Origin of the sequence: Exiguobacterium sp. s181, assembly GCF_018617125.1 — a bacterium.
GTDB lineage: Bacteria > Bacillota > Bacilli > Exiguobacteriales > Exiguobacteriaceae > Exiguobacterium > Exiguobacterium profundum.
In genome coordinates this window covers 531,395-543,304 of the sequence record NZ_JACSJM010000002.1, presented here as the reverse complement: position 1 = coordinate 543,304, position 11,910 = coordinate 531,395, and the positions used below count along the sequence as shown (strand labels likewise).

Below are 11,910 nucleotides of genomic sequence, written 5' to 3'. Positions count from 1 at the left end.
CTTCCGTGATTACACTTCCATGATTTCTTTTTCTTTAATTGCTGCAGATTCATCAATCTTCTTGATATACGAATCCGTCAACGTTTGAACGTCATCTGCATATCCGCGGAGATCGTCTTCTGTTAACTCGCCATCTTTCTCGAGTTTCTTCAAGTTTTCATTTGCGTCACGACGTACGTTACGGACAGCGACTTTCGCTTCTTCTGCGTATTTTTTCGTGACTTTAACTAATTCTTTACGACGTTCTTCCGTCAATGCAGGAATCGCCAAACGAATGACCGTACCGTCAGATGATGGAGACAAGCCGAGGTCTGCCTTTTGAATCGCTTTCTCTACTTCAGAAACCATTGACTTATCCCATGGTTGAATCAAAAGTAGGCGCGCTTCTGGTGTATTGATGTTTGCCACTTGATTGAGTGGTGTTGGGACACCATAGTAATCAACTTGGACAGGATCCAAAATCGATGCGCTGGCACGGCCAGTGCGAAGCGTTCCAAAATCACGTTTAAGTGAAGAATGCGCTTTTTCCATTTTTTCTTCAGCTGTTTTCAATACTTCTTTGACACTCATGAATTGACTCCTCCTACTACCGTCCCGATATGTTCCCCGAGAACGACACGTTTAATATTACCTTCTTCAAGCAATGAGAATACAATCAATGGAATGTGGTTGTCCATACAAAGTGACGTTGCTGTCGAGTCCATGACTTGAAGTCCATCCTTTAAGACGTCAAGGTAAGACAACGTATCGTACTTCACTGCCGTCGCGTCCAATTTCGGATCAGCTGAATAGACGCCGTCCACATTGTTTTTACCCATTAAGATGACATCAGCTTCGATTTCGGCCGCACGGAGAGCAGCTGTCGTGTCCGTTGAGAAATATGGGTTTCCTGTGCCGGCCGCAAAGATAACGACGCGTCCTTTTTCAAGATGACGCATTGCGCGACGACGAATGTATGGTTCAGCAACTTGTCGCATTTCAATTGATGTTTGGACACGCGTTTGGACACCGTACGTTTCAAGGCTATCTTGAAGAGCAAGTGAGTTCAATACAGTTGCGAGCATACCCATGTAATCTGCGTTTGCCCGATCCATCCCGAGTTCACTACCCGTCTTTCCACGCCAAATGTTTCCGGCACCTACAACAACGGCGACTTCTACACCCATCTCGATCAATTCTTTAATTTGACTTGAGATTGAGTTTACAATGTTAGGGTCGATCCCGTAACCTTGATCTCCAGCGAGCGCTTCTCCACTCAATTTTAACACAATTCGTTTATATTTCGGTTCCATAACTTTGCCTCCTCTTGCTTGAAAAAAGGGAACACGCTCCCTTAACGAACTAACTCAAGGTTATACAGACGTGTTCCCATTTTTAGTTGCATCACTGATTGTGACACAGATTATTTTTTAAGTTGGTTCATAACTTCTTCAGCAAAGTTCTCTTCACGTTTTTCCATACCTTCTCCTACTTCGAAGCGTACGAACGAGTTGATTTTTCCGCCTTTTGATTCTACGTACTTACCAACTTTGAAGTCGCTGTCTTTTACGAACGTTTGGTCAACGAGGCAGATTTCCTCGAAGTACTTGTTCATACGACCAGCAATCATCTTCTCAACGATGTTAGCAGGCTTGCCTTCGTTAAGTGCTTGCTCAGTCAAGACTTTCTTCTCGCGGTCGATTTCTTCAGCTGATACTTCATCACGTGTCGCGTAAAGTGGACGTGCTGCAGCAACGTGCATTGCAACGTCTTTAGCAACTGTTTCGTCAGATGTGCCGTCGATTACAACGACTGACCCGATGCGACCACCCATGTGGAGGTACGTACCGAATACTGCATCGTCAGCTTTTTCAAGAACAGCTACACGACGGAGTGAGATTTTCTCTCCGATTGTCGAAGCTTCTTCTTGGATGTACGTTTCAAGTGTTTTACCTGCTTCGTACTCAGCCGCGAGTGCCGCTTCTGCAGTTGTTGCGCCTGATGCGAGTACTGCTTTTGCTACGTTGTTTACGAGTGTTTGGAACTTCTCGTTCTTCGCAACGAAGTCTGTTTCTGAGTTGATTTCGACGAGCACAGCTTTGTTGCCTTCAACTGCTACTGCTGTCAAACCTTCAGCGGCGATACGATCACCTTTTGCTGCTGCTTTAGCGATTCCTTTTTCGCGAAGGAAGTCGATTGCTGCTTGCATGTCACCGTCTGTTTCAACGAGTGCTTTTTTGCAATCGAGCATTCCTGCTCCTGTTTTTTCACGAAGTTCTTTTACCATTGCTGCTGTAACTGCCATCGGAAATTCCTCCTTGTAAAACTAACGAATTTTAAGAAAAAGCACAGGGCTTTTTGAATACATGTCCTAAAAAAAGGTGATAAAAGGCTTTCCCTTTATCACCTATTGTCTCACTGATTACTCAGCTTCTGTAGCTTCAGCTTCTGTCGCTACAGCTTCTTCAGCAACTTCTTCTTCACCTTGCTTCGCTTCGATGATTGCATCAGCCATCTTCGAAGTGAGCAATTTAACTGCACGAATTGCATCGTCGTTCGCTGGGATTACATAATCGATTTCGTCTGGGTCACAGTTTGTGTCGACAATCGCAACGATTGGGATGTTCAATTTGTGAGCTTCCGCGATTGCGATACGCTCTTTACGTGGGTCAACGATGAAGAGGGCGTCAGGCACACCAGGCATGTCCTTGATTCCGCCGAGGAACTTCTCAAGACGAGTCATTTCTTTCTTCAAGATGATGACTTCTTTCTTAGGAAGTACTTCGAACGTGCCGTCTTCTTCCATTTTTTCGAGTTGCTTCAAGCGGTTGATACGCTTTTTGATTGTTGAGAAGTTAGTGAGTGTTCCACCCAACCAACGCTCGTTAATGAAGAACATCCCAGAACGGATTGCTTCCTCTTTGATTGTATCTTGAGCTTGTTTTTTCGTACCAACGAAGAGGACGTTTCCGCCTTCTGCCGCGAGTTCACGAACAAAGTTGTAAGCTTCGTCTACTTTTTTGACCGTCTTTTGAAGGTCGATGATGTAGATCCCGTTACGCTCTGTGAAGATGTATTTCGCCATTTTTGGGTTCCAACGGCGTGTTTGGTGACCGAAGTGTACACCAGCTTCAAGCAATTGCTTCATTGAAATTACTGCCATGATAAATTTCCTCCTTGTGGTTTAAAAAAGTCCTCCGCCTCGTTCATTGTTGTATTCCGACCTTTCGGCACCGAGGAATATCATCCCGAGACGTGTGTGATGTGTTTAACACCGAGAATTACTATAGCATATGTCACGAAATCCGGCAACTCTCACTTTTTACGAAGTTTCGCATAAAGCGCAAGCTCGCCCTCGCCTTTTCCGAGGATACGGGCAGCGTCCCGCACGGAATGTCGCAACAAGACATCGTCCACGTCGATTGACGCGGACGGGGTCGTCTCTTCTGTCGCCTCTACGACCGTTTGAACGGACTCATTGACAGGGAGCGATGAAGCTTCTTCCTGTTGAACCACGTTCGAACGTTCAACGGGTTCTTGAACAACGAGGTCGTTCATCGACTCCATGAATGAAAGAAGCAACGTTTCGGTCTCTTGCTTCTCTCGTTCGAGCCGTTCGACTCGTTCCTGCAGCGCTTGGACTTGTCGGTAGCCGAATAAAAAACCGTAAGCAACCAAACAAGCTGTGATCACATATACAATATACACTTGTTCATCTCCTTACGATGTCTTTTCTTCTAAATAGGACCGACCGAGCGCGTGTTTTAATGTCTTCAACGCTTTGGAATGAATTTGCGAAATCCGTGATGTTGACAGTTCGAGCACTTCCCCAATCTCCGTCAACGTCAGTTCGTCAAAGTAAAACAAAGAGACGACGAGTCGTTCTTTTTCGGATAAATGGTCGACTTCTGCTGCCAGCACATCAATCAATTCGCGTTGCAACAACGTATCTTCTGGCTTTTCAGAATCCGGGTCGAAATACGTGACAGACATGACTTTTCCTTCTTCTTGCAACGTCACGGCCTCATCAATCGACAACATATTGGCAAAGTACCCTTCCGCCATCGTTCGTTCGATTTCTGCAATCGGTAAGTCGCATGCCGAAGCTAACTCGCTCTTCGTTGGAGCACGATGTAACGACTGTTCAAGCTGTTCTGCCACCTGATCGATTTTTTTCACTTTTTCTCGAACCGACCGAGGTAACCAATCCACTTTTCGTAAACCGTCGATAATGGCTCCACGAATCCGAAACGCAGCATACGTATCAAATTTATTATTGTGCTCTGGATCATATTTCATAAGGGCATCGTACAATCCCATGTAACCCAAACTTTTCAATTCGTCGCGTTCGACGCTCTTTGGAAGCGTCACGATCATCCGTTGTACGTGGTAGTGGATGAGAAACTCGTAATGTGCTAGTAATTCGTTTGCTGTATCCATATCACGGTCCATATTCCAGCGATCCCACAACTGTGTAAGATGAGTCGTCATGTCGATCCCCCCTTATAGTTCTTTCGTACCCACGCTCACCGTCCGAATCGATAAGACAGATGTTGCGACATCAAACTCGATTGTCCGCCCGTTATGTCCGCCACAATCTTCTGCCACGAGCGGAATACGATGGACTTTTAATGCTTGGCGGATGGCCTCGGCGTTTCGCTCACCGATTCGCATCGCCTCGTTCTCATATTTAAACTGAAACATCTGAGCGCCGCCTGCCATCTTTGCTTGAAGCCGCGTGGCCCCTTCTCGTTTCAATGAATGCACGAGTGTATCAATGGCTGTATCTGCGTATTTTCCTACTTCAATCGTCTGGTTCTTACGAGCAATCGTCGAGTCCGGCAACATGACATGTGCCATCGCTGCCAATTGGAGGCGGGTGTCATATAAAATGACACCCACACATGACCCGAGTCCGGCTGTACGTAACCGATTTGGTGCGTTCGTCTGCTTCCATTCGGCAATGCCGATTTTTAATACATCAGCCATTGCCAAGCAACCGTTCTTGAATCCGTTTGAGCGACCCATGTGTTGGTAGGAACAACACATGTCCTGCACTTACTTTTTGATCAATCATAAATGTCGTGTCGATATAGAGCGCCGCGTCTTCCTCAGGTTGTACAGACGTGACGACAAATTCAACAATCGAACCTGCCATATCGATGGCCGTTGCCGGCACTTGAATCATAATCGGTGTCTGTAACCAGTCACCTAGCGCTCGCGCATAAGCACCGCTCATAATATTCCCGACCTCTTCCCAAGCCGATTGGCCGAGCTCATCAAAAGAATCAAATGAATATGGCATCCCAATCAAGGTCGAAACCATTTGCTCGGCATCTTCCACGGCGAACAAAATGAGGATCATTCCACGAATATCACCATCTAATTCCAACAAGACCGAGGCAACATGTCGTTCCGGACCGCCGACTCGCTCTGGTAAATAGGTGATCGGTTCCATTTCGGCAGAAGACACGGTAATGTTCACCGGTTTCGAAAGCATTGCCGACAAGGCAGTCGCCGCATGTCCAGACCCTATATTTCCCAGTTCCTTTAACAGGTCTTGTTCAAACTCACTCAGCATACTGTTCCTCAAACAACGCATTCGCATCGAGTAAGGAGAAGAGTTTATCTTCTCCTTTTGCGATGGCTGTCAGATGTGCCGAGAGCATATCGCGGCTCGATTCCGGAATCGGTTCGATTCGTACTTCATCGCTTTCCACGACCTCATTCGCACGGTCGACGATAAATCCGGCATCTCCTTGATTCAACGAGGCGATCAGGATGCGCGTTTCATCCGTTGGTTCGATTTCTTCGTAGCCGAGTCGCAAGCGAAGGTCGATGACCGGCGTGACGACACCACGAAGGTTGATGACCCCTTTCACATGTGACGGTGCGTTCGGCACTCGTGTGATCGGCTGAAGTCGCTCGATTGAACGGACCGACTGTACGTCGATCCCATACGTATTTTCTTCAAGTGAAAAGACTACCCATTTCTGTTCCATCAATATTCCTCCTTAAAAGAGATCGTTACTATCTACGATAAGGGCGACGCGACCGTCACCAAGAATGGTCGCACCAGAGATAGCTGGAATCCCTTCAAGATACGTACCGAGCGGTTTCATGACAATTTCTTGTTGACCGATCAAATCGTTGACGACGACGCCGACGAGTTTGTTGCCTTTTCGAACGACGACGACCGGGAATTGCGACTTCGTCTCTGATTCGATGCCAAACATTTCTTTCATGTAGACGAGTGGGACCAGTTGACCACGGAAGTCGAAGACTCGCTCACGGTGTGCTGTCAAAATGTCCGCTTCATCAAGTAATGTCGTCTCAAGGATCGATGTCAATGGAATCGCATACGATTCCTCTCCCACTTGAACGAGCATCGCCGAGATGATCGAGAGGGTGAGCGGTAAGCTGACTTGGAACTTCGTGCCCTGTCCCGCAACCGTCTCTAGAGAAACAACCCCACCGAGTGACTCGATTTTATTTTTGACGACATCGAGTCCGACACCGCGTCCTGACAAGTCAGTGACCACGTCTGCCGTCGAGAAGCCCGGAGCAAAGATCAGCATCGCCAATTCGTTCTCAGACATCGTCGTCGCTTCTTCATCTGTGATTACGCCGCGCTCCAACGCTTTCGAGCGAACCTTGTCGACGTTGATGCCGGCACCGTCGTCCTCGATTTCAATGAAGACTCGGTTTCCGCCATGATACGCACGGAGTGCAAGCATGCCCTGCTCCGGTTTTCCGGCTTGAAGACGTACTTCCGGACGTTCGATGCCGTGATCGATGGCGTTACGGATCAAGTGGACGAGCGGATCGCCAATTTCATCGATGACCGTGCGATCGAGTTCTGTTTCAGCACCTGAAATGTCCAACTGGACTTTTTTATGAATTTCTTTCGCAACCGAACGCACCATTCGTGGGAAGCGATTGAACACTTGTTCGATTGGCATCATCCGGAGGGTCAAGACGAGTGATTGTAACTCGTTCGTTCCCCGCTTGATTTTTTCGACCGTTTCATTCAATTCTGGTTGACCGACTTCGTCCGCCAGGCGCTCAAGTCGTCCACGGTCGATAATGAACTCTTCAAATAAGTTCATCAGACGATCAATTCGTTCTAAGTTGACGCGAATCGTTTTTGCTTGTGCTTGAGCGGCTACTTGCTCTTTCGTATCTTTCGCTTCTTCCTTGTCCGAGGTAGCTTGAACGACAGGTTCAGGTGCAATCGTCTCCGCTGTCACAGCGACTTCTGGCTCACTGACCGCTGTTTCTGTATACGTATTGACTTCGACGCGCTCCACTTCCGATACTTGAGCGATGGCATGTTCAATCACTTCTGCCGTCTCTTGTGACAAGAATAAGACGTCGAACGATAAGTCAAATTGCTCTTGTTCGATTTCTTCTGTCTCCGGATGTGTGTTGACGACCTCACCGAGTTCTTGAAGGCGATCGAATACCATATACGCACGGGCCGCTTTCAAAACGACCGCGTCAGACAGTTTGACTGTGATTTGATACGCCTCAAAGCCTGTCTGTTTGGCTTGCTCGATGACCGAGTTCGTATATAGATCAATCTCAAACGTGCTCGTCTCTGACGTTTTTTCGACTGCGACTTCTTTCCCACCGATGAAGGATTGGAATGCGGCGACCGTTTCGGATACATCCACGTTCGCGCCTTGTCCTCCGCTCTCGATGTCCGCAATCATGTCTTCCATCTGTTCCATGGCGATGAACATCGTATCCAACAAGAGTTGGTTACTTTCCTTTTTGCCGCCACGGACGAGGTCGAGCGCGCTCTCCATCTCATGTGTCAAGTTGGCAACGCGTTCGTACCCCATCGTCGAAGACATCCCTTTTAGCGTGTGCGCGGACCGGAAGATCTCCTGTACAACATCCGCCCCACCCGATTGTTCTAATTTAAGTAACTGTGTGTTGATCGATTGGATATGTTCTTGGGATTCATCTAAAAACAACCCTAAGTATTCATTCACGTCCATCTCATTTACCTCCCTGTCGTTATACTCGGTTCCACTGTTTTCGTAAGTTCCCCATCAAACGGTCCATCAAGTGACGTGGTTTCGGAGGCGTACCCGTAAGCGTTGTCAAAATTCGTTCGAGGCGCCAGCTAATATCACTCTTTCGGTTGTATTGATAAAACGGGACTTGGGCGATGACTGCCTTTCTGACAGATGAGTCGTCTGGTAGAAAGCCGAGGAATCGAATCGTCTTATTTAAAAACTGTTTACATGCGACTTCCATCCGTTCGAAACATTGAAGGGCTTCCTCACCGGACTGGGCTCGGTTGACGATGACGCCAAGCGGTAAGTCCGGGTACTGATGGTGCACCAGTTTCGTATATGCATAACCGTCCATTAGCGAGGTAGGTTCTGGAGTCAAAATCAAGAACATCTCATCGCAACCCGCGATGAACTGGAGTGAAGTGTCCGTCGCTCCAGCCCCCATATCGAACAGGACATAATCATATTCGGTCAATACTTCGAGTTCTCGCATGAGAAATTGCATGTCATCATCTGAGAGATGGACGAGTTGGTCCTGCCCACTCCCTCCATGTAATATATCGACACCATATACATTTTTCTGAACAGCTGCAGCCAATGGAATACGAGCTTTGACGGTCTCGATCATCGTTCTGGACTTCATGGCATTCATCAAGATGTGCACATTGGCCATTCCGATGTCAAAGTCGACAATCAACACTCGTTTTCCGAGTTCAGCTAGGGCGATGGCCGTGTTTACACAGACGTTCGTCTTTCCGACCCCACCTTTCCCACTCGCAAAGGCGATTGTCGTCGGATGGGCATCATTGATTGCTCTTAAACGCCTTGCTTGGTCCATCTTGCCCACCCTTCTTTCTCAAACAGTCGTTTCGTCAGTGCGTCCGCATTCCCCCGAATCAGATCGTCCGGCACTTCTTGGCCGTCTGTCATCCAGGCGACCGGAAGACCGCTCTTTTTCACCATGCGGTACATCGCGTGGATATCACTTGTCTCGTCCGCCTTCGTAAAAATGAGTGAGCTAAGAGGCAATGACTCGAATTGCGAATAGATCATATCCATGTCCTTCGTTTTGGATGTCAAACTCAAAACGAGCGAAAGGCTTGTTTCAGTGAAGTCGTGATGTTCATGAAACTGTTCGACGTAAGCCGGATCGCGGAAATTTCGTCCCGCCGTGTCGATTAGCACGATGTCTTTACGAGCAAACAATTGCTTGGCACGCTTGAAGTCATGAAAGTCATATGCCACTTCCACCGGAATACTCATGATTTCAGCATACGTCTTCAACTGTTCGATGGCAGCGATTCGGTACGTGTCGGTCGTGATCAATCCGACCGTTTTGCCTTCCGTCAGCTTGAAGTGCGCCGCAAGTTTGGCGAGCGTGGTCGTCTTGCCGACCCCCGTCGGTCCAACGACCATAACATATCGCTTCGCTTCAGGCGGTTCAATGAACGACGATTTGACTTGTTCGTAAACGAAACGTTCAGCTTCTTCTACAGATTTTGTCGTGTAGTATAGTTCGTTCAGCGTTTCCTCCCACGACTCATCGGCAAAGGATTCTGTCGAGAGCAGCGATTCGACATGTTGCAACGAGGCGTGTAGTCTCGGTGCCGCTCCTCCAATCACACGTGGTGGTGTTTGCGGGATGACAGGTTGTGATGGTGTTGGTGCTGTCCGAACAGGGACAGGCTGTCGTGGCTTTGTGACGACTTGCTCTTTTTCGAGGGCTGCGATGACCTCCACTTGCTTTGACGCAAAGAGACCGAACCATCCTGTCTTCACTTGTCGTGAGTTGAGGATGACCGCTTCGTCTCCGAGCTCTTGTTTCACTTTCGCCATCGCATCAGCCATGGTTTTCGCCGTAAACTTTTTAATCTGCATGTTAAATCACCCCAATACTTTTCACTTCGACGGAACTGAGTAATTCGTTATAAGCCAATACCGGCACATCTGGATAATACCGTTCGAGTAATTGACGAACGAACAGACGAATCGTTGGGGAACATAAAATCACAGCCGATGCCCCATATCGTTCAAACATCGACAGTTGTTCGCCAGTGCGCTCGATAATCTCTCGAGCTTGCTCTGGGTCGAGCGCCAAATAGTTCCCGAACTCCGTTTTCTGAACCGCATCTTGCACCGTCTGTTCCGTCTGTCCGCCGAGTGTCACGACGTAAAGGGGACCTTCAGGTGGTTTGACTTGATCGGTCAATTGACGGGACAAGCCTTGACGGCAATACTCTCCTAAGATTTCCGCATCTTTCGTCACTTTTCCGTAGTCTGCCATCGTCTCAAACAGAAGCGGCAAATTTCGAATGGAAACACTTTCTTGGAGTAAGTGGCGCAACACTTTCTGAATTTCGCCAATCGAAAGGACTGACGGCGTCACGTCCTCTACGAGAACCGGATGCGTCTCTTTCAGGTGCTCGACGAGTTGTTTCGTCTCTTCCCGACCGAGTAAATCTGCCGCATGTTTCTTCAACGTCTCGGTCAAGTGAGTCGCGACAACAGAAGGCGGATCAACGACGGTATACCCGCTCATTTCTGCCCGAGTTCGTGTTTCTTCATCAATCCAAAGGGCAGGAAGACCGAATGCTGGTTCCGTTGTTTCAATTCCATATACCTCAGGGTCTTCGATGCCCGGGCTCATCGCCAAGTAATGATCCAGCAATAGCTCTCCCTCTGCAACGACGTTCCCTTTGACTTTGATTCGGTATGCGTTCGGTGATAACTGCAAGTGATCGCGAATCCGGACCGTCGGTAAGATGAAGCCAAGCTCGAGTGCGAGTTGACGACGAATCATGACAACGCGGTCTAACAAGTCACCGCCTTGAGACTCATCTGCAAGCGGAATCAAGCCATACCCGAATTCAAATTCAATCGAGTCAATCTGCAACAGCGAGACGACTGATTCTGTCGGCGCTGTCGATGGTTCCTCTTCGAGCATCGGCTCTTCCGTTGCCTGACGGATATTTCGACGCATCGTGTAGGCGCCGAAGAATGCCGTTCCGGCAATGATCATCGTCACAGGAAGTAGGGGCGGTGATACAAAACCAAGCATGAAGACAATCGACCCGGCGATATAAAGGAGTGATGGGTTTTGACCGAGCTGGTCGATTACGTCTTCCCCTAAGTTTCCATCCGAGACGGCACGGGTCACGATAATCCCGGTCGCGGTCGAAATCAAAAGTGCTGGGATTTGACTGACCAAGCCATCCCCGATTGTCATGAGTGAGAACGTTTGGAACGCTTCTCCAACTGGTAATCCCATTTGAACGACACCGATGATAATCCCGAAGATCAAGTTGATCGTAACGATGATAATACCAGCGATGGCATCTCCTTTAACGAACTTCGATGCCCCGTCCATTGATCCATAGAAGTCCGCCTCGCTTTGAATTTTACGGCGACGCATCTGGGCTTCCTTATCGTCAATTAAACCAGAGTTCAAATCGGCATCGATGGCCATCTGTTTCCCCGGCATCGCATCGAGTGTGAAGCGAGCAGATACTTCCGATACACGCTCTGCTCCTTTCGTGATGACGACGAATTGAATGATGACAAGAATCAGAAAGACGACAAATCCGACAAGGACATTTCCACCGATGACGAAATCACCGAACGTCTCGATGACTTCCCCACCATAACCTTTAGATAGAATCGAACGGGTCGTCGATACGTTCAAACCAAGACGAAACAACGTCACAATCAATAAGAGAGAAGGGAATACGGAGAAGTCAAGTGCTTCCCGGGCATTCATCGCCACAAGTAGAATCATGATGGCGATCAAAATATTTACGATGATTAAAAAGTCTAATAAAAACCCCGGTAGCGGGATGATCAGCATGATGACAATCATCAACACACCAATCAAAATTGCAAAGTCTTTCGCTTTTACTGCCAACAC

13 protein-coding genes are annotated in these 11,910 nt (G+C 48.1%); all 13 read right to left on the bottom strand.

Features of this window, described 5'->3' with window-relative positions:
• Positions 1 to 9: 9 nt before the first annotated feature.
• Positions 10 to 570, bottom strand: coding sequence for a ribosome recycling factor (gene frr, locus KNO70_RS09165; protein ID WP_031421698.1), 561 nt, complete (start codon positions 568 to 570; stop codon positions 10 to 12).
• Positions 567 to 1,292, bottom strand: a complete 726-nt coding sequence (gene pyrH / locus KNO70_RS09160; RefSeq protein WP_015881417.1) for a UMP kinase — start codon at positions 1,290 to 1,292, stop codon at positions 567 to 569. The genes frr and pyrH overlap by 4 nt, the downstream gene beginning before the upstream one ends.
• A gap of 110 nt (positions 1,293 to 1,402) precedes the next feature.
• A complete protein-coding gene (tsf, locus tag KNO70_RS09155) occupies positions 1,403 to 2,284 on the bottom strand; it encodes a translation elongation factor Ts (RefSeq protein WP_078146717.1) in 882 nt (293 codons plus the stop codon).
• 117 nt (positions 2,285 to 2,401) lie between these two features.
• Positions 2,402 to 3,142, bottom strand: coding sequence for a 30S ribosomal protein S2 (gene rpsB / locus KNO70_RS09150; RefSeq protein WP_015881415.1), 741 nt, complete (start codon positions 3,140 to 3,142; stop codon positions 2,402 to 2,404).
• Positions 3,143 to 3,294: 152 nt separating this feature from the next.
• Positions 3,295 to 3,687, bottom strand: coding sequence for a hypothetical protein (locus tag KNO70_RS09145; protein ID WP_074037229.1), 393 nt, complete (start codon positions 3,685 to 3,687; stop codon positions 3,295 to 3,297).
• Positions 3,688 to 3,699: 12 nt separating this feature from the next.
• Positions 3,700 to 4,470 (bottom strand): FliA/WhiG family RNA polymerase sigma factor, encoded by a 771-nt coding sequence (locus KNO70_RS09140; protein WP_159562099.1) that lies wholly within the window; start codon positions 4,468 to 4,470, stop codon positions 3,700 to 3,702.
• Positions 4,471 to 4,482: 12 nt separating this feature from the next.
• Positions 4,483 to 4,968 (bottom strand): chemotaxis protein CheD, encoded by a 486-nt coding sequence (locus KNO70_RS09135; RefSeq protein ID WP_214812239.1) that lies wholly within the window; start codon positions 4,966 to 4,968, stop codon positions 4,483 to 4,485.
• Positions 4,961 to 5,560, bottom strand: a complete 600-nt coding sequence (locus tag KNO70_RS09130; RefSeq protein WP_015881411.1) for a chemotaxis protein CheC — start codon at positions 5,558 to 5,560, stop codon at positions 4,961 to 4,963. The genes KNO70_RS09135 and KNO70_RS09130 overlap by 8 nt, the downstream gene beginning before the upstream one ends.
• Positions 5,550 to 5,981 carry a chemotaxis protein CheW gene (locus KNO70_RS09125; protein ID WP_015881410.1) on the bottom strand — a complete coding sequence of 144 codons (432 nt, stop codon included), beginning with the start codon at positions 5,979 to 5,981 and terminating at the stop codon, positions 5,550 to 5,552. Before KNO70_RS09125 ends, KNO70_RS09130 begins: the two co-directional genes overlap by 11 nt.
• A 12-nt stretch (positions 5,982 to 5,993) precedes the next feature.
• Positions 5,994 to 7,985, bottom strand: coding sequence for a chemotaxis protein CheA (locus KNO70_RS09120; RefSeq protein WP_214812236.1), 1,992 nt, complete (start codon positions 7,983 to 7,985; stop codon positions 5,994 to 5,996).
• A gap of 19 nt (positions 7,986 to 8,004) precedes the next feature.
• The gene (locus tag KNO70_RS09115) at positions 8,005 to 8,844 is read right to left on the bottom strand and encodes a MinD/ParA family protein (RefSeq protein ID WP_015881408.1); all 840 of its coding nucleotides are present in this window, start codon (positions 8,842 to 8,844) and stop codon (positions 8,005 to 8,007) included.
• Entirely contained in the window at positions 8,823 to 9,884 is a 1,062-nt protein-coding gene (locus KNO70_RS09110; protein WP_214684476.1) for a flagellar biosynthesis protein FlhF, read from the bottom strand. The genes KNO70_RS09115 and KNO70_RS09110 overlap by 22 nt, the downstream gene beginning before the upstream one ends.
• A gap of 1 nt (position 9,885) precedes the next feature.
• On the bottom strand, positions 9,886 to 11,907 hold the full coding sequence (flhA, locus tag KNO70_RS09105; protein WP_256440172.1) for a flagellar biosynthesis protein FlhA: 2,022 nt from the start codon (positions 11,905 to 11,907) through the stop codon (positions 9,886 to 9,888).
• Positions 11,908 to 11,910: the final 3 nt, after the last annotated feature.

Coding starts and splice junctions, on each gene's coding strand:
- frr (WP_031421698.1), bottom strand. CDS start 570: ATGAGTGTCAAAGAAGTATTGAAAACAGCTGAAGAAAAAATGGAAAAA.
- pyrH (WP_015881417.1), bottom strand. CDS start 1,292: ATGGAACCGAAATATAAACGAATTGTGTTAAAATTGAGTGGAGAAGCG.
- tsf (WP_078146717.1), bottom strand. CDS start 2,284: ATGGCAGTTACAGCAGCAATGGTAAAAGAACTTCGTGAAAAAACAGGA.
- rpsB (WP_015881415.1), bottom strand. CDS start 3,142: ATGGCAGTAATTTCAATGAAGCAATTGCTTGAAGCTGGTGTACACTTC.
- KNO70_RS09140 (WP_159562099.1), bottom strand. CDS start 4,470: ATGACGACTCATCTTACACAGTTGTGGGATCGCTGGAATATGGACCGT.
- KNO70_RS09135 (WP_214812239.1), bottom strand. CDS start 4,968: ATGGCTGATGTATTAAAAATCGGCATTGCCGAATGGAAGCAGACGAAC.
- KNO70_RS09130 (WP_015881411.1), bottom strand. CDS start 5,560: ATGCTGAGTGAGTTTGAACAAGACCTGTTAAAGGAACTGGGAAATATA.
- KNO70_RS09125 (WP_015881410.1), bottom strand. CDS start 5,981: ATGGAACAGAAATGGGTAGTCTTTTCACTTGAAGAAAATACGTATGGG.
- KNO70_RS09120 (WP_214812236.1), bottom strand. CDS start 7,985: ATGGACGTGAATGAATACTTAGGGTTGTTTTTAGATGAATCCCAAGAA.
- KNO70_RS09115 (WP_015881408.1), bottom strand. CDS start 8,844: ATGGACCAAGCAAGGCGTTTAAGAGCAATCAATGATGCCCATCCGACG.
- KNO70_RS09110 (WP_214684476.1), bottom strand. CDS start 9,884: ATGCAGATTAAAAAGTTTACGGCGAAAACCATGGCTGATGCGATGGCG.